Below are 19,224 nucleotides of genomic sequence, written 5' to 3'. Positions count from 1 at the left end.
CACACTTTATAAAAAAAGGCTTTAATAAGCCTTTTCTTCTCCTTTAAATATATTCCAAACGGTAAGGTAAATTATTTTAATATCCAGGAAAAAACTCCAGTTTTCCAGATACCATATATCATAAGAAACCCTGTTTTTTATATCCAGGTCGTTTTCTATTTCGCCGCGGTAACCATTTACCTGCGCCCACCCGGTAATGCCCGGCTTAATAAGCTGGCGCACCAGGTAGTTGTTTATCACTTCCTGGTATTGTGCATTTTGAATGGTCATGTGTGGGCGTGGCCCTACTATAGACATATGACCCATAAGTACGTTCCAGAACTGAGGAAACTCATCAAGGCTGGTTTTACGCAGTATACGTCCTATAGGTGTTATACGCGAATCGCCTTTGGTTGCCATTTTGTTGTCTGACTCCTTATTTACATACATACTCCTGAACTTAAGGCACCAAAACTCCTTACGGTCCCTGCCCAGCCTTTTTTGCTTAAACAGTACCGGGCCTTTAGAGCCGGCTTTTATAATTATAGCCAGGATAAGGAACAACCAGCTGCACACAAAAACAAGCACACACAGGCTAAAGAAAATATCGAAAGTACGCTTAATAAACTTGTTATGGGTTTCCTCAAGCGGCTCTTTGCGCAATGAAACAGTAGGTATGTTACCAAACTGTTTAAACTCGTACCTGTTATAGAACTGGAAGTGGAAATCAGGTATTATCCTGATACGGATACCTGCCTTATCTACCACACTGGTTATTTCTTCAATTTCTTCTATTGTAATTCCGGGAGTTGCAATAATAACCTCATTTACCTGATTATTATCAAGAAAAGTAGCAATATCATTTTTATTACCAAGATAGCGCCCCAGATCCTCATCTGAATGAATATCATCAAAATAACCTACAATATCATATCCAAGGTGTGGGTTATTAGTAACAAGCTCCTTAAACTGGCTTGCCGAACTACCCTGCCCTAATATTATTACATGCCTAAGGTTGTAGCCTTGCTTTCTTAAGAAAAGCACAAAACGGTTTATAACGTATTTTTCGGTGGCAAAGCACACCATAAGCATACCTGTGTATACAAACACAAAGCTTGTAGGTAAAAAGGCATGAGAAAAATACGAAACTACAATAATAGTAAGCCCCAGTATAACAACCCCTTTAAAGGTTTTATAAATTTCTAACGAGAATCCCGGTTTTACACGATGATCATGAAAAAGGTTATTAGAATTACCACTAAAAAACCATACAAAAAGCATAATCATCAGCAGGAAAAACTTTGCCCTGAGATGTAGGGAAAACTCTTGTGGCTGCACAACGTACATGCTAAGTATAAAGGTAAATGCTACAACAGATAGGTCTGCAATAAGCCTGACCAGCGAAATTTTATTGAGGTACTGTTTCATTTTAGCGTCGGGTTGATTATATAAACTTCTTAACGGTAAATGATAACACACAATACCATAAACATACTTGTGTTTTTCATTGAGTTATGAAAATTTGTCTAATACTTTTACAAAGGTTAGAATTTTCTGTTAAATATAACAGGTTTTATTATGATTAAATTTACAACTTTATCTCTTGCTCATTGCTTCAAGATCAAGCTCAAACTTCTTCAAAATGTTCTCTTTACTTAAAAATTCTTCAGCATACTTACGCGCATTTACACGGTATTCGGTAAGATCTGAATTGATTGCCTTACCTATGGTTTCAGACAGCGCAATGTTGTCTTCAGGCTCACAAAGCAGTCCCATGTTGTACTGATGCATAACTGTGTAAAGTGAAGTACCCGGCTCAGCCGTAACTATAGAACAGCCTCCGGCCGAAAGGATACCTGTAAGCTTGCTAGGCATAACCAGGTCTGCAGCCGATTTTTTTTGTAGTACCAAATGTACATCGGCAGTAGCCAGCAACGCCGAAAGCTTTTCATAAGGCTGCAATGGGTAAAACTGCACGTTGCTTAATTGGGCTTCAGCAGCCATTTGCTGTAGTTTTTCTTTAGCCCCACCCGAACCTACGATTATAAAGTACACATCAGTGCGGTGCTTGTATAGCTTAGCGGCTTCTATAATACTTTCTAAGCCCTGCTTCTCGCCAAGGTTACCACTATAAAGCACTACCTTATCATCCATACCAATACCAAACTCTGCACGCAGCGATTGTTCTTTTGGCAATGGTTTTATAGCACTTTCGTCTACCCAGTTAGGAAACATTATTTGCTGGTGTGCAGGTATTCCTTTGGCAGCAATTTTTTGTTCCATCCCCAGGCTTATGGTAGATACTTTTGTGCTATTTTTAAGGATAAAACGCTCCATACCAAACATAATGTTCAGGAAGGTTTTATTCTTTATCATACCCAGTTCTTTTGCGGCATCTACCTGTAGGTCTTGCACGTGGCTAACCATAGGTGTACCTTTTAGCTTAGAAAGCATAACCGGCAGCATACCTAAGTGAAAAGGTGGTGCTGCACAAAATATAACGTCGAACTTTTTAGAGAAAAGGAATTTAAACCAGTATGGCAAAACCCCCATAACAAAAGAAAACTCGTGAATAATCCTTTTAGCCGAACTTACCTCTTTTGGCACATACAGCGGCACACGGTGCACTTTGGCCCCGTCTATATCTTCTGTAAACCACATTTTGCCCTTATGGCTTGCGTGTACTTCCCATTCAGGATAGTATGGCATAGCGGTAACAACATGCACATCATGCCCTTGTTTTGCCAGCCAGCTACCCATTTCGCCGGTATATTTCCCTATACCGGTAAGCTCAGGGCTGTAATTGATACCAAAAATAAGAATTCTCATCTATAAAATCTTTTTTTTATAAAGGGTCTCAAATATGTAAACACCTACTAATCCTCCCAGTGTATTTAAAACAAAATCGTCTATATCAAAAACCCCTATACTAAAAATATACTGTATGCTTTCTATACAAAAAACCACAGCCGTCAGTATAAGCATTTCCTTTTTCTTAGAAAATTTACGGCCTGAAGCAACGTACAAACACAACGCAAAAGGGAAAAACAAAAGCAAATTGCCAATTATTTCCTTGCTGATAAACATGATCTGGCCAGGAGCAAGCTCGAAAAAATTATCTAAATAATATCTTTTAGCAGAAAACAGCACCATATTTACATGCCCGGCATCATGCCCATCTCCCGTACCATCATACCTATTAGCGGAAATTATGGTAAGATAGATTATAGCAATAAAATAGGCATAAGCCACTCCACTAAACACCAAAGCCTTTATATAAATCCCTTTTTTCATATTGTTTCAGAAAAAAAGCTCCCCATGATTTATCTTCCACCCCCATATTGCCTTTCCTAATCATCACAGTAACACTGAAGAATAAGTAATCAGAGATGCACTGGTTATTTACCGTTCGGTCTTATACTAATCCCTCCTTGTAATCACTTAATTGTTATTCTTAAGCGCTTCTTCAAAATATTGTATTGTTTTAGCCAAACCTTCCCTTAGCTGAATATTTGGCTGCCACCCAAGCTTCTCTTTTGCAAGTGATATATCGGGCTGCCTTTGTTTAGGATCGTCTTGCGGCAATGTTTTAAAAGTAAGCTTAGATGAAGACCCGGTAAGCTCTATTATATTCTGAGCCAGCTCCAGCATTGTAAATTCATTTGGGTTACCCACATTTACCGGCCCTGTAAAACCTTTTTCACTATTCATCAGGCGCACCATCCCCTCTACAAGATCGTCTACATACTGAAATGAACGGGTTTGCATTCCGTCTCCAAATATTGTTATATCTTCTCCCCTTAGGGCCTGTACTATAAAATTTGAAACCACACGTCCGTCATCCGGATTCATGTTGGGGCCATAGGTATTAAATATCCTTATAATTTTTACATCTACCTTATTTTGGTGATGATAATCCATAAACAAGGTTTCTGCACATCTTTTACCCTCATCGTAGCACGAACGAAGCCCAATAGGATTTACATTACCCCAGTAGGATTCGCGCTGCGGATGCTCTACAGGATCTCCATATACCTCACTGGTACTAGCCTGTAGTATTGTAGCCTTTACCCTTTTTGCCAGTCCCAGCATGTTTATGGCTCCCATTACAGATGTTTTAATCGTTTTTATGGGATTGTACTGATAATGTACCGGGCTTGCCGGACATGCAAGGTTATAAATTTGGTCTACTTCTGCGTAAAAGGGTTCTATAACATCATGCCTAACCAACTCAAAGTACGGATTATCTATAAGTCCTACTATATTCTTTTTATTACCTGTAAAATAATTATCTAGGCATATAACCTCGTTTCCTTCATTAAGCAGGCGTGTACATAGATGTGACCCTATAAAGCCTGCACCACCGGTAACTAAAATTTTTTTCTTCATTTTTTTTATAATTCAATAATTAAGAAGCCTTTACATTATTATGTACTACAACTTCTTTTATTGGTAAAAAAACAAATTATTCTGCTTTAATCAAAACCAACACATCATAAAGCAAGGCAAATAATATCTGTTTATTTTACCCGATATTATTTAACAACTCTTTGGCGTACCTTCACAGCCGGATTACCCTGGTAAATGCTGTTTGCCTCCAGGTTTTTTGTAGCAACCGAGCCTACAGCCAATATAGCATTTTCATAAGCACTTACACCCGGGCACACCACAGTTTGGGCACCTATCCACACACCATCCTCAAGCACTATAGGGGCATTACGATATGGCATATCATACAATGTATAGTCATGGTTACCGGTAAGCAGCATAGCCCCCTGTGATATACACACGCTATTACCTATCTTTACCCTGTCCAGATTATCTATCCATACATTTTCACCAATCCAGCAATGGTCGCCCACTTCCAGTTTCCAAGGAAATTTTACCACTACGTTATTTTTTATAACGAGCCCCTTACCTATTTTGGCACCAAAAAGCCTCAGCAGAACTATTTTTATCCCAATAAAAGGATTCCATGAAGCCCGCACCAAGAATGCATTAACAAAGTACCACAGCATCTGCTTTATAAAGCCTGCCCCTTTATCAAATTCGTCTCCTTTAAATTTATCTAATGCTACTTTTTTCATGGTATTAACTAAGTTTGGCAAATATGGCTTCCATATTGCCTATGTATTGCTTTTCAGTATAATTACTAAGTACGCTGCTGTAATTGTTTTCAAGGATTTTAACCAACGTATCTCTGTTACCGTCTATTTCGGTTATATACTTATAGAGTACATTAATATCTATCGCATTTTTATCCACTACTAGCCCGTTAGTACCGTTTTGTACAATATCGGGTATACCGGCATGATTAGTAGTAATTACCGCCATACCGTTACCCATGGCTTCCAGTATGGAAATAGGCTGCCCCTCGTTAGGATAGCGCGTAAGCAACGTAAAAGCGTGGCAGCTTTCGAGCAAGTCGGTTTTTGCCTGTCCACTTACTATTCCATGGTAATGTACATAGCCATGAAGGTTATGCTCTTTTACATACGATGTAAAAAACTCTTCATCCTTACTTTCAAAAAACTTCCCGGCAAAGTGAAACTCGAATCCTGCCGCGGCTTCTTTAGCCATTTTGGCAAGGTACAGCACCTCTTTGTATCCTTTGGTCTCAATAAAATTACTCAGATACAAAACCTTAATCTTGTCACCCGCTTTTATTGCCTGTAACTTATCATTAAATTTACCCTGTGGTATAAGGTACTGGTCATCTACACAGTTTGGTACTTCAAAAACCTTGTCAGGTGTTACCAGCCCATCAAAAATATACTCCAGGGATTTTCCTAATATTATAGCACCGCTAATTTTTTTCATTGCCTTGTAATTCAGCTTGCGCTGAAAATTGCCACAGTCATTTTCTATCAATGTACGATAATACCCCCCATGCAGGTGTATCAGGGTCTTACCTCTTTTAAGCCTGAGGATGGCAAAGAAAATTAAGTCGCGAAGGTTTCCGCCTTTAGTCTGGGAAATGGTAAAATAATACAAATCACTACCTGAAAACAATAATTTCAGCAGGTTTGAAAAAAAGAGTTTGTTGTTTGTAATGTTTATCGCGCTAAAAGAGAATTTCTTATTAAGCGGGGAAACATACAAGGTTTCCACTGCCTTAGACAGTCCGTGTATAGGAGGAGGAAACTGAGCAACAAAAAGTACTTTACCCATTGTATATTAATTTGTATCTGTTTAAATGCCATTATTGATACAGCCTAAACCGGTGTTAGGCATAATACCTCTACTACGCTATTTTTAAAAACTTATAAACTTTATTTATTACCCCTATAATTACAATAAATAGTAGTAAATAAACTACCCTTACACCAAATCCGGTATACCAAGCAGGAATAGTTCCTAAAAGAGACAGCAGAGTTACTAAAAACATCCACTTCCATTTATTATCTTTTGTAGCATTCAGCTTTTTTTGAACAATACCCAACACGAAACCCATACCAATTACCCCTAAAACAATACCTGGTACACCAAAATCATAATAAAATTCTCCCATAGGTGTAGGTGCAAATCCTCCAATCTCATCATCAAGAAAACCGTAAAACTGATAGGATATGATACGACCTAGCTCCATGGGTTTCCAAGGAAACAATACCCTAGGTAAGAAATTCACAAAAGGATATATTACTTGGTTTGGTTCGTATAAAGGCTCTAACCTATTACAAACCATTATAAAGTTACCCGCACTATCAAAGGTCGGTGAAGCAAGCACCTCTTCTTGAGCATTATCAAGTACAGCAAAAGAAAAAGATGAAAGATCTGTCCTATTAAATCGTATAAGAAGTCCAAGTAAAACACCTCCTCCAAGAATTAAATACAGGTATTTCTTTAAATTCGCTATCTGTTGTATTTTATCCTGATTCGTAAGACAATATTTATAAAGATAAATAACCAATAAGATACTAAGAACCCCTAAAGAGGCTCCTGAAGAAAACACATTTACCAATGTAAACAAAAAAAACCCGTAAACAACTATTTTTGGAGGTGAATTTTTATCACGTTCAAAAAAATATGTAATATTTAAGTATTTAAAATAACCAAATATACCAGAAAGTATAAAAACTGTAGTTTTCATTCCTTCAGGGGCTTTATCCTGATAATCTGAAAAAAGATAGTTTATAAACCCCCCCGACAAACTAAAGACATATAAATTATACAAGGCATAAATACCTGCAATGGTGTAGTAAACGGATTTGCTAATACTTTGCCTTTCCAAAAATTCAAATCTAGAAACCTTAACAAAATTAGAGAATCGAATACCTATAAAAAACAAAAATGTTGCTCCAATGATTGCCATATAGCTTAAATAGATTTCTTCTGAACGAAAGGTCTCCAGATAAGAAATACGTACAAGACCAAATCCATTGTATATAAACCATTGCAAAAAAAAATAGAAATAAATAAAATTCTTTTTTATATCTCTTTTCCAGTAATATAATATAAAATAAAGACATATTAATTCATAAACAGTAAACACTAAATACACATTTACATCGGTATTCACCATATACTTATAGCCCATGATGTTAAAGAAAACCGCCAATAATATAAATAGAAACACCTCCATTACTTTTCTCTGAATGAGTTAAGATAAACGTTTTATGATTTTTGCCGGAATACCCGCAACAACAACATTAGGCTCGTTAACACTTTTATTTACAACAGCACCTGCAGCTATTATAACATTATCTGCTATATATACATCTCCGATAACTACTGCACCCACGCCTATGTCTACGTTGTCGCCTATTACCGGATTATTGTTGTTATCACCTTTACCGTTATTCCCTATACAGTTATTTCCGTGCAAAATACAGTTCTTGCCTACGCGTGCCATAGCATTTATTACAATATTACCATAATGCCATACCAGTAAACCTTCGGCAAAAACGTTTTTAGGTATTGTAAACCCTAAACGCTCTCCCAGGATATTTTTCCTCCTACGGTAATAACCGCTTAAAAGCATATTCCCTTTATTGAAATAAAACTCTTCTTTTCTCAATAAAACTACAAATTTCCAGATTACATATTCGTGTTCCCTGAAAATCATTTTCATGAGCCTCTGTTTCCGCGAATGCAAAAACTCGTATTTTTCCCTGTCCTTCTGTATATATTCCTTAAATGTCATCGCTTGCCTGTACTGTTAATTGATTAAGATCAGTTAGCCTTTTTACTGCTTGCTTTATGGGTAACGGCGGTAAATACCTTTTTTACCCCTACATAAAACGGAGAAACTACCATTAAGGCCGAAAGCTTATCTGTAAGCAGTAAATCGCCATTGGCAAATATCTTAAATATACTGTTTCTAAGTTCCTTTTTTACAGAATTAAATTCTTCCTTATAATCATTCTGCCCTTTTGCATTATAAAAAACGGTACAAAGATTTTTCAGCATCCTGTAATAAAACGCATCTCCGGCAGAACTTAACCCCGGCTTATCCTTCAGCAGGTTACGCACATGGTTAATATTCTTTATAATCACAAGGCTTTTATCTGAGAACTTCTGCTTGGTAATACTCAGTGCCCTTTGCCTGTAATGGTACAATGGTTTCGCAACATGCACACAGCCGTTTGTCTCCAGGAAAATATCAAACATAATGGCCATATCTTCGTGGATTTCATCTTTTGGGAACTTGTAATTATCAAATAACGATTTTACAAACATCTTATCCCAACAGGCTACGTCTATAACATCGCCTTTTAGCATGTGTTTAATAGCTTCGTGCGGTGTATATTTTACCGTATCTTTTAAAGTATATTTTGTAAATGCATAATCCGGGTAAGCATAAAAACGCCCGCAGCATGAAATCATTACATCATTATTTACACAGCCGTTATACAGGCATTCTATAAAATCAGGCTCTATCCAGTCATCAGAATCTACAAAAGAAACATAAGGAGCAGTTGCATGGCTTAAACCTACATTCCTGGCATCTGAAAGCCCCCCGTTCGGTTTATGAATACAAACTACACGAGTGTCTTTTTTTGCATATTCGTCGCAAATCTTTCCTGAACCGTCTAACGAACCGTCATTAACAAGAATAATTTCTATATCGGCAAATGTTTGCCCAATAACCGATTGTATACATTTTTCAACGTATTCCTCTACATTATATACCGGCACAATAATACTTACTAACGCCATATAAGTTTAATTAAAGTTAAGGTATTAGACAATGAAATATCAGCTGCTTTTAAAAGCAAAAACTTATTAAAACGGCTATCGAAAGTTACGAGTTTTTTAAAAGTACCTTTATACCTGCTTTTTGCCTCGCGAAACTCTTCTTTATTAATTTTAAACTTCGGCATGGTGCGAAGTATATATTTTAAAAACACATACAGGTTGTGTACATAAAAACCTTTATAAACATCTTTTGCAGCAACATAATCTATAACTCCGTTTACAGCCGAAAAATTATTCTGTGTAAAAAGCTGTACCGGAATACGGTTCATGGCAGAATCGTCGGCAGGCACATAGTTATAGACTAAAAGGTCTGTGGTTTGTACCGCCCTTACATGGGCAAAATATTTTAATACAAACTCAAAATCCTCAGCATACTTAAGCTCCTTGGAAAACCTGAGGCCATTGTCTTTTATAACAGACGCCCTGAAAAAATAATTCCATAAGGCCGGCTGAAAATAGTTTGCAGTACTATATGCTTCTAACGACGGAAAATAAGCCGTTTTTATATTATAATTTAAATCGGTACGAGAAGTATTGAACTGTACAAGGTCTAATGATGAATCATTTAAATATCCCTGTAACTGCTCCAGACAACCATTCTCAATCCAGTCGTCAGAGTCGATAAAAAATATCCACTCCCCGCTTACATGCTCCAAGGCAAGATTCCGGGCCGAGCTAACGCCACCGTTTTCTTTATGAAAAACTTTTACCCGCGAATCCCTTGCGGCATACTCATCACATATTTGCCCACTGTTATCGGGACTGCCATCATTAACCAACAATATTTCATAATCGGAAAACGACTGCGCGAGTATCCTGTCCAGGCAAACATGCAGGTACTTTTCTACCTTATAAGCAGGAATAATTAACGAAAGCATATTATTAACGTATTAAATAATCATCTAACTTTTCAAAATGGCGAACAGCGTTATCTTTTGCTTTAGTGATATCATAGTTACGACTAGATATTTCAGCAACTCCATTTACACTCAAAGAAATGAGCCCTTCCATATCTAAAACCAATTCACTATAAGATAAATCTTTTAAAATATTCTTCATCTTATTACTGTAGGATACAGGAACAATTTTCTGGTTAAATAACATTGCTAAAATGAGGGAATGAAATCTACCACAAAAAACTGTATCTACAGAAGCAAATTCACGTAAAAATTCTGGAATGTCACCATCATAAAAAATCTTATGAAATTTATCGTTAATTATTATTTTACTTGAAATTTTTTCAATTATTTCCTCATCACCTTCATCTTTACAAAAAGAAAACAACTTTACAATGTAATTTTTATCTACAAAGACTTGAACAATATCAGCATACTTTTGTATGTAAGCCTCTATATCTATGTTACTCTTACTCTTAGTTGGTGAAACTATTGAGAAACCGACTGATTCAGGCTCTAAATTTTCCTGAACATTTATCTGATAGCTAAAAACTATATCTGGATTAAATCTAACTCTATTATTAACATCTTTAAAAATATTATACGAATATTCATCGCGAAAACACACATCCTTAGCATTCTTAAAAATTTCAGAATACGCCTCAACATAATCATTTGTTAAAAAAGGCCCGAAATTCCCCCCTAAGAAAAAAATTGGCTTATCTGAAAAAAAAGTATTTCTAAACCGATAAAAACTGATATCATAATCTTTTTCAAGATCTAAACTATGCTGCATATACATAGAACCACCAATAACAATTACTGAATCTACATTATCTAAAACCTTTCTAAAATGATACTCTTTATTCTTATTCCATAAAGCCGGAAGAAACCTTCTTTTAAAAGAATTTAAAACTCTGCTATAAAAAAAATTATCATTTAAAATACATTTAACATTAGGGTATTTGCTTAAAAATTTTTCATAAACATGATCAGCACACTCTATATAAAATAAGACATCAGGATATCGTTTAAAAAGAATATCCAAAAATAAATCATCACCAAGGTTAAGTTGTGCATAACCCTTAACATAAACATTTTTATAGTAATTCATTTGTTAAAATTTGTTTTTATATAGAATATTAAAAAAGATGTGGCAATTATCTTATCTTAAAAATCTTATTTATCAATTTTAAAACTTAATTTACATTAAACTCATAATTTAACCTATTAATTCCATCACACTAGCATATTAGTCATTTATTCACAATAATATCAAAAAACACATACCAAAATGTTAATGTATGCGCTTTTTAAATTTATTAGACAAAAAGCTTAAAATCCTGACTTTCTCATCTTTAAATATTCCAAAAAGCCAAATAACCAAAAGATTAACAACACTAATAATCAATGACTTAATACAGAACGAAATAAAATTATCAATTTTATAATTTAAAAAATATGTTAAAAAACCTGATATGATTGTAACTATCAATATTGGTAAAATTACCCTTCTAAAAAAATCCTTTACACTGAAAGAAACAAGCATTTGCAGGTAAAAAACCCTGAAGATCAAAGAGATTGTACTTATGATAATGCTTATATAAAGGAACAGCTCCGGTTGAGGGTAATACTTATAGGTAACATAGGTAATCGGGAAGTTTAAAAAGATGAAAGTTCCCAGGATAATTTGGTACCATTTTATTTTCCCTGTTGCCTGCACACCGATAATCAGCGGGCCAGACACCGTTTCAATCATAAGGAAAACAAGGCATAAATTTATAAACAGGCTGGTATATTCGGGCGGTTCTTTTAGCCATAATGCCAGGATAAAATCCAGGTTCAGCATTATAGGGCTTGCCAGAATAAAAATCAGGAAGTACGAAAACTTTGCTCCCTGGGTCATCAGCATATGCATTTTTGACGTATTACCTTCCGCAAAACTTTTAAATATCTGCGGGTTTATTGCCATCTGGAAATTCAATACAAATGTGTTTACCGCAGTCTGCACCTGGAGCATTACCCCATAAGCAGCATTAAGAAGGGTACCAAAAAAGATATTAAGTAAGATATTAATACCCTGCCCACGTGCTACTGCAGCCAAATTTCCGAAAAGACTCCATCCGGAATAAGAAAGCAGCGTACCAAAATATTCCTTTTCGTAATACCATTTAAACTTACTTTCAGCGAAATTCCTGCTGCAATACACCCGGTAACTGATGGCAATTAATACTGTAACCAATAACACAAGGCCTGCATACAGTATAAGCTTATCGGTATTTAATACTAAAAGCAGCACAACAATACCCATTTTTAAAACAACCTCTACAATGCTTAACAAAGCGTAGACGTTCATCTGCTCGCGGGATATAATCAGTGCATTGTAAGGCACCTGCAAAACACTTATAAGAAATGTAAGCACCGAAAACTGGTATACCCAGAAAACTGCCGTAGACCTTGTTTCGCTAAAATTCAGCTGTGTATTAAGAAACCACAAACCCACGGTTTCACTTAAAACCAGTATTGCCAGGGCAATACCAAAGTGGATTATCATTGTAGCATTAAATGTCCTGGAAAGTTGTTCTGTATCGCCTTTACCAATATCTATAGCCAAAAATCGTTGTGTAGCCGTAGACATTGCTGCATTAAAAAAGCTGAACATTACTACTATACCTCCAACTACGCTATATATACCAAAGTCTTCTGCTCCAAGAGCATTCAGCACAACACGAGAGGTATACAGCTGAACCCCCATTGTAAGAAACATCCTTATGTACAAAAAAAAGGTATTCTTTGCTATAGTTTTATTATTTGACAATTTAAAGATTATTAATATTGAAATTACTTAAACAAGAACAATAGGTAACATGGCAATTACCATGCTTAAAAAAAAGAGAAATTACCCTTTACAGCCACATCAGCATGTATAAAACCAGCCTAAACAGCGGTAAAGGACAATTTTCATATCATAACTTATATTAAACCAAAGTTAAATCACCAGCTACCATCTCCTTAACAAGACCGGCAAGGTCATATTGAGGAACCCATCCAAGTTTTGTTTTAGATTTTGTAGGGTCGCCTATTAGTAGGTCTACCTCTGTAGGGCGGTAGTATTGTGGGTCTACACGCACAACAACTTTACCTATTTCAAGTTGGTATTCAGGATTGTTACATTTTACCACTTTTGCAGTTTCGCTTTCTTCTGCACCTTCAAAGGCAAGTTCTACACCTACTTCGGCAAATGCAAGACGAACGAAATCACGTACTGATGTAGTAACACCTGTAGCAATTACATAATCTTCGGCAACATCTTGCTGTAGTATACGCCACATAGCCTCTACATAATCTTTAGCATGGCCCCAGTCGCGTAGTGCATTAAGGTTACCCAGGTACAGGCACTCTTGTTTTCCTTTTGCTATAGCAGCGGTAGCCATAGTAATTTTACGGGTTACAAAAGTTTCACCCCTGCGTGGCGATTCGTGGTTAAATAGTACTCCGTTACAAGCGTACATATTGTATGCCTCACGGTAGTTTTTAGTAATCCAGAAACCGTAAATTTTTGCTACACCGTAAGGCGAGCGTGGGTAAAACGGAGAGTTTTCGTCATAGAAACCTTTTTCGTTTTTATTTTCTTCAAGACCACCATAAAGCTCTGATGTAGAAGCCTGGTAAATCCTTGTTTTCTTTTCAAGACCAAGTATACGAACAGCCTCAAGTATCCTTAATGTACCTATACCGTCTACGTTAGCTACATACTCAGGTGAATCAAACGACACCTTTACGTGGCTCATAGCACCAAGGTTGTATATCTCATCAGGCTGTACTTCCTGTATAATACGAATAATGTTAGTAGAATCTGTAAGATCTCCGTAGTGAAGTTTAAAGTTCACATTACTTTCGTGCTGATCTTGATACAAATGATCAATACGCTGAGTGTTAAAAGAAGAAGCCCTCCTTTTAATACCGTGCACCATGTATCCTTTTTCAAGTAAAAGTTCAGCTAAATAAGATCCGTCCTGGCCTGTAACGCCTGTAATTAATGCAGTCTTCATACGTATTGATTGTTCGTTTTATATAGTTACTTTTTTTATATCTTTTATATTCTCTAAAAACCAGTCGTAGGTTTTTTGTATGCCTTCTTCAAGGTTAACTTTGTGTTTCCAGCCCAAATCGTGCATTTTAGAAACATCCATAAGCTTACGCGGAGTACCATCTGGTTTTGTACTGTCCCATATAATCTCACCGCTATGGCCTACTATTTTTTGTATGGTTTCGGCAAGCTCCTTAATAGTAAGATCTTCACCTGTACCTACATTGTATAAATAATCAGGCAGTGTGTTTTCCAGTGCAAATATTACCCCTTCGGCCATATCATCTACAAACAAAAACTCACGCATAGGTGTACCGCTACCCCAAAGGGTTACAGGGGTATTGCCGTTAAGCTTAGCTTCATGGAATTTCCTGAGCATAGCCGGCAATACATGCGATGTATTAAGATCAAAATTATCGTGTGTACCATAAAGATTTGTAGGCATAAGGCTTACATAATCCTTACCAAACTGTTTGCGTATGGCCTGACAGGCTTTTACACCGGTAATTTTAGCTATGGCATACCACTCATTAGTTGGCTCTAACGAATCAGTAAGTAAGTGTTCTTCTTTTAGTGGTTGTGGTGCAAATTTAGGATAGATGCATGAACTACCCAGAAAAATAAACTTTTCCACATTATTCTTTAGCGCTGCATCAATAAGATTATTCTGTATCAGCATATTTTCCATAATAAACTGGTACGGATAATCGTTATTAGCAAGTATACCTCCTACACGTGCTGCTGCATCAATAATCACATCAGGTTTATGTTCGGCAATAAACTTACGAACCGCCTCCTGCTCTCTTAAATCAAGTTCAGCGCTTGTAGACCCTAAAAGGTTTGTATACCCCTTAGACTCTAATATTCTCCAAATAGCACTACCCACCATACCGCGATGTCCGGCTATATATATCTTTAAATCTTTCTGCATTATTAATTAGATATTTTAGTTTTAAAGGCTAAAGCCAAAAAACAAAATGTTAAAAAAAACAAATGTAAAACTTTTTTACATTCTCTTTAAACACTAATTGTTTTTTTAACTCAAATAGTTAAATTATTTTACAATAACCGCGTTAAACTGATACAACATTATAAATTCTTTAAATTTCAACAATCTTTACACTAATTATTTATAGATTCAAAAAATCTTCAATTAACACTATTGTTAAAATTTTTCAGCGGAATTAATGATTAAGAGACCAAAAAAAACTTTGCCTCATAATACAGCATTATTTTTTTGTTTCCAACAGCACAAATTTATTATAAACAAGCATACATAAAAATAGTAATGGTAACGTCTTTACAAAAAATGCTATCCGAAGACTGCTGAAATTAAAATACAATAAAACGTAAACATAAAGCACAATCAACACAACATTTTTATGAAACATATTCCGCCATTTATAAACAAGGCCAATGATTATTCCTTGCAAAAAATAGAAAAACACTATACCCGGCAATAAAAAATTGGCATACGCAAATCCAAAATTCTCTGTTGGCCAAGAAGAAACAGACAACTTACCTCGAGGCAAAGGAGGCTTATAATACTTCTTATCCGCAACTATAGACTTAAAATATACTCCTTGATCTACCTCAGGCAAATCCTTTTTATCACCCTTTGCGTTTATAGCAACTATCGGCGCAAAATACCCATCCATTCCCCATTTTCTGTCTTTATTAAAATAATTACAGCAAAAAACATCTATATAAACATAAGAAGTCTGATAAACATACCTCTTTACCATTTTATGCAAAGATAATTCTGTTGCAAAGTCATCTTTAAAATCATGCCTTAGAAAAGGCACTACCATCATGTAGGCAATAAAAAAAGGAACTAGTGCCGCTACTCTCAGGAACGTTTTTTTACTTAACACGATAGGCTTAAAAATATAATTATACCCTATGATAAGCAATGCTACAAAAACAATTGTAGGTTCCCTTGCCCCCAACGAATTTGCGATAAATAAATAAGTAATAATAGATAATACTAAAAAAATCTTATCGCCAACATATTTTGTGTACGACAACCTAAGCATAAGCATAAGCGGTACTATATAAAACAAATTAAGCAACCCCAGCACATACTGTCCCCGTTGCAACATAACCTTCTCTGAAATATGGTTTAAAAGATATTGCAACCCTCCTATACGACTTAAAAAAACAAAATAAGCACCCAAGCCTACGGCATAAAAAAGAATAGACAAATACAACAATACTTTTACATTTAAAGCATATTTTCTTTTTATGACCTCAGTCTTATTTGAACCTCTTATTATAGAAAACCCACCTAATAAGCTATAATAAGCTATAGTTTGTATCAATGTATATTTTACAAATGCTTCCTCTAATGTTACATTACATACCGATAAAATTCGGGGCATAAAATCATGCGGAAAAAACGCACAAAACAATATAAAAGGGAGATGCTGAAGCATAAACCTAAGCGTAATAAACCGCAGCGGAGAAAAAACATTCCTGTCTACAGCATAAAAATAAGAATCAGCATACACTAGTAACAACCATAAAAAACACGCAAACAACACCATAGTTATCCGTCTTTTTGTACAGAAAACATTCTCTGCAGTTTATATATAACCCCCAGCGAAACTAAACCACCGGCGCAAACCAGCAAGTAATTTTCGAAAATCATGTACATCCCTAAGGTACACGAAAAAAACAATACCGGAAACAAATAGTATACTATTTGTCTTTTTTTAAGTTGTTCTCCAAAAATGTTTTGCAAAAATGCAAAACCGGTAAAACAGCATAAAAGTTCGGCAGATAAAAAAGCGATACCCAGACCCGGTATATAGTTTATTCGACCAAACAAAAACATCCCCAAACATATTACTGCAACGCGTATTACATTAAGCAATAACATTTGCCAGGAAAGATTCACTTTTTTAAAGAACTCATATATAATCGTAGCAAAGTTTTGAAACAAAACACCAATAAATAACGAAGTTATCAGTCCTAAATTAAATTTAATTTCACCTTTGGTCCAAAGCTCATAAATATATGGCAACAGTTTAAAAACCAAAACTATTACCAAAATTATAGCAAATGATGAATACACCCAAAACTTTTGCATTACCCTTGCTGTATACTTGTAATTCCCTAACACATAATACTTTTGTATTTCAGGAAATAATGGCAAAATTGAAATCAGCGAAAACCGGTAAAACACATTTGATATTACCCGTGTTGTAGCAAAAATTGGCAGGCATTGTGCCGAAAAAAACAAAACCACTATTAAGTTAACACCCTGTTCGTAAGCTTTCTCTACAAAAAAACTGGCATTTAGCAAAAAAGACTCCTTTATAAAAGCTATCCCTTCACCGAATTTAGAAAAATGTAACCGGAGACTGAAACCCAAGCGCTTTTTTACATGTGCACTTACTACTAAAAAAAACAACGCGCTTGTAAGCGCAACTGCAAAACAAGCATACAAAAGGCTTCCTGTTATCAACACTACTAACAACGTAATAAGCACATCAAAAAGATCTCCTACAGTTTGAATTTTCATTGTCTCCCTAACATAACCAAAGGGCTCTAGCAACCTTCCTAAAAATAGTGTTGCATAAAAAAACAACACGCGCGAAACAAACAGAAAAATAAAACAAAATTCACCTTGAAAATCAGCTATATAACTTTCTGAAAAACCAGAAAACATAGACAAAACACCAGGTAAACAAACAAAAATAACCCCCAAAACCTGAAGTATAGCATATATAAAATTTGAAGCTACAACGGGTTTCAAAACCCCTTCAGGATCAGCCCCTTTCTTATAGACCAAATTAAAATAATTTGCTACAAAATGATAGTGCCCTAACGACACACTGGCAATTAGAGAGGATATAGAGAACAAAACAAGCCAAAACGAGTACTGGTTATACCCTACCGCATGAAGAAACGCCGGCAAGAGGCATACCTGCTTAAAAAAACTTACGCCTATACCATAAGCGCCCCATTTTACAGAGTTTACATATTCTCTTTTTGTCTTAAGCCAGCCCAAGCATCGTTATTGTTAATATTACAATAGTAAAACCTAACTCTTAATCAATCAGCTTAGACTTGTATTTTTCCAGCTGGCTGTATATATTTTTAACCTCCTGAGAGTGTTCTTTGTGCAGTATAAGGTTTGCCGTAGGTGTGTGTACAAAAATAGTATTCTCAAGCCCTAGGAATGCCGTATAATTATCTGTACCTATAACCATGTTACCGTTTTCATCTACACTATGGCCCATTTTTTTCAGGTAATCGTACACCGAATCAAAAGAACCAAGGTCAGACCACTTAAACATAGCCGGAACAACCCTTATCTTTTTACTACGCTCCATTACGGCATAGTCTATACTGATTGATGGTATTTGCAGCGAAAGCTCTTCATCAAGCTTACCGTCCGGCGATGCATTCCATGCCGCAAGTGATTTTTCGTACACTTCAGGCTGGTATGTTTTTAACTCATCAAGCAGTACCGATGCTTTAAAACAGAACATACCACTGTTCCAAAGGAAATTACCCCTGTCTATAAACTCCTGGGCAGTAACTTGGTTTGGCTTTTCGCGAAACGAAAGCACCTCGTCACCTTTGTGTTCTATGTAACCATAACCGGTTTCAGGCTTTGTAGGATGTACACCGAAAGTTACAATATATCCGTTAGCTGCTTTTTCTACAGCTTCATCAATAGCTTGTTTATACGCCTCTGCGCCTTCAATAATATGATCTGAAGGGGTTACTATAAGAATATCATCGGGCTGAGATGCAAATGCCGCAAATGCTATGGCTGCAGCTGTATTCCTTGGCACCGCTTCCACCACATCCAGATATTCTGTATTACAAGACGTAAGTATTTCTTTAGAAAGATGGCAGTTATCTATACTACCCACTACTATAAGGTTGTTTGCAAAAGCATTATTCCTTTCAGCAGTCATTTCAAAAAGCGATTTACCGCCAAAAATTGCCAGGTATTGCTTTGGCCTGCTTTTCCTTGATAAAGGCCATAAACGGCTCCCTACACCACCGGTAAGGATAACATGTGTAATTTTACTCATTAGCTAT

The 19,224-nt window shown here is 36.0% G+C and carries 17 protein-coding genes; all 17 read right to left on the bottom strand.

Annotated elements, in window-relative coordinates; genetic code table 11:
- Window positions 1-21: 21 nt before the first annotated feature.
- Window positions 22-1,407 carry an undecaprenyl-phosphate glucose phosphotransferase gene (locus ACLI1A_RS01390; RefSeq protein ID WP_411405301.1) on the bottom strand — a complete coding sequence of 462 codons (1,386 nt, stop codon included), beginning with the start codon at window positions 1,405-1,407 and terminating at the stop codon, window positions 22-24.
- A 168-nt stretch (window positions 1,408-1,575) separates the two neighbouring features.
- Window positions 1,576-2,808: a WcaI family glycosyltransferase gene (locus ACLI1A_RS01385; protein WP_411405299.1), complete on the bottom strand. Its 1,233-nt coding sequence runs from the start codon at window positions 2,806-2,808 to the stop codon at window positions 1,576-1,578.
- Window positions 2,809-3,273 (bottom strand): VanZ family protein, encoded by a 465-nt coding sequence (locus ACLI1A_RS01380; protein WP_411405298.1) that lies wholly within the window; start codon window positions 3,271-3,273, stop codon window positions 2,809-2,811.
- 147 nt (window positions 3,274-3,420) lie between these two features.
- Window positions 3,421-4,368, bottom strand: coding sequence for a UDP-glucuronic acid decarboxylase family protein (locus tag ACLI1A_RS01375; protein WP_411405297.1), 948 nt, complete (start codon window positions 4,366-4,368; stop codon window positions 3,421-3,423).
- 146 nt (window positions 4,369-4,514) lie between these two features.
- Window positions 4,515-5,066, bottom strand: a complete 552-nt coding sequence (locus tag ACLI1A_RS01370; protein ID WP_411405295.1) for a WcaF family extracellular polysaccharide biosynthesis acetyltransferase — start codon at window positions 5,064-5,066, stop codon at window positions 4,515-4,517.
- Window positions 5,067-5,070: 4 nt separating this feature from the next.
- Entirely contained in the window at window positions 5,071-6,150 is a 1,080-nt protein-coding gene (locus tag ACLI1A_RS01365) for a glycosyltransferase family 4 protein (protein ID WP_411405293.1), read from the bottom strand.
- 73 nt (window positions 6,151-6,223) lie between these two features.
- Complete coding sequence (locus ACLI1A_RS01360; protein ID WP_411405291.1) at window positions 6,224-7,516, bottom strand: O-antigen polymerase; 1,293 nt, start codon at window positions 7,514-7,516, stop codon at window positions 6,224-6,226.
- A 63-nt stretch (window positions 7,517-7,579) separates the two neighbouring features.
- Window positions 7,580-8,122 carry a serine acetyltransferase gene (locus tag ACLI1A_RS01355; protein ID WP_411405289.1) on the bottom strand — a complete coding sequence of 181 codons (543 nt, stop codon included), beginning with the start codon at window positions 8,120-8,122 and terminating at the stop codon, window positions 7,580-7,582.
- A gap of 29 nt (window positions 8,123-8,151) precedes the next feature.
- Window positions 8,152-9,138, bottom strand: a complete 987-nt coding sequence (locus ACLI1A_RS01350) for a glycosyltransferase family 2 protein (protein ID WP_411405287.1) — start codon at window positions 9,136-9,138, stop codon at window positions 8,152-8,154.
- Window positions 9,129-10,055: a glycosyltransferase family 2 protein gene (locus ACLI1A_RS01345; RefSeq protein ID WP_411405285.1), complete on the bottom strand. Its 927-nt coding sequence runs from the start codon at window positions 10,053-10,055 to the stop codon at window positions 9,129-9,131. Before ACLI1A_RS01345 ends, ACLI1A_RS01350 begins: the two co-directional genes overlap by 10 nt.
- A gap of 4 nt (window positions 10,056-10,059) precedes the next feature.
- Entirely contained in the window at window positions 10,060-11,187 is a 1,128-nt protein-coding gene (locus ACLI1A_RS01340; RefSeq protein ID WP_411405283.1) for a polysaccharide pyruvyl transferase family protein, read from the bottom strand.
- A 183-nt stretch (window positions 11,188-11,370) separates the two neighbouring features.
- On the bottom strand, window positions 11,371-12,891 hold the full coding sequence (locus ACLI1A_RS01335) for a lipopolysaccharide biosynthesis protein (protein WP_411405281.1): 1,521 nt from the start codon (window positions 12,889-12,891) through the stop codon (window positions 11,371-11,373).
- Between the two features lie 160 nt (window positions 12,892-13,051).
- On the bottom strand, window positions 13,052-14,125 hold the full coding sequence (gene gmd / locus ACLI1A_RS01330; RefSeq protein ID WP_411405279.1) for a GDP-mannose 4,6-dehydratase: 1,074 nt from the start codon (window positions 14,123-14,125) through the stop codon (window positions 13,052-13,054).
- 18 nt (window positions 14,126-14,143) lie between these two features.
- Entirely contained in the window at window positions 14,144-15,094 is a 951-nt protein-coding gene (locus tag ACLI1A_RS01325; RefSeq protein ID WP_411405277.1) for a GDP-L-fucose synthase family protein, read from the bottom strand.
- Between the two features lie 298 nt (window positions 15,095-15,392).
- On the bottom strand, window positions 15,393-16,598 hold the full coding sequence (locus ACLI1A_RS01320; RefSeq protein ID WP_411405275.1) for a hypothetical protein: 1,206 nt from the start codon (window positions 16,596-16,598) through the stop codon (window positions 15,393-15,395).
- Window positions 16,599-16,711: 113 nt separating this feature from the next.
- Window positions 16,712-18,178 carry a hypothetical protein gene (locus ACLI1A_RS01315; RefSeq protein ID WP_411405273.1) on the bottom strand — a complete coding sequence of 489 codons (1,467 nt, stop codon included), beginning with the start codon at window positions 18,176-18,178 and terminating at the stop codon, window positions 16,712-16,714.
- A 40-nt stretch (window positions 18,179-18,218) separates the two neighbouring features.
- Window positions 18,219-19,217: a mannose-1-phosphate guanylyltransferase gene (locus tag ACLI1A_RS01310; RefSeq protein WP_411405271.1), complete on the bottom strand. Its 999-nt coding sequence runs from the start codon at window positions 19,215-19,217 to the stop codon at window positions 18,219-18,221.
- Window positions 19,218-19,224 lie beyond the last annotated feature (7 nt).

This window comes from Flavobacterium sp. RHBU_3 (assembly GCF_046613565.1).
GTDB lineage: Bacteria > Bacteroidota > Bacteroidia > Flavobacteriales > Flavobacteriaceae > Flavobacterium.
Note: the sequence above shows the minus strand (reverse complement) of the source record. Positions and strands in the feature narration are given on the sequence as shown.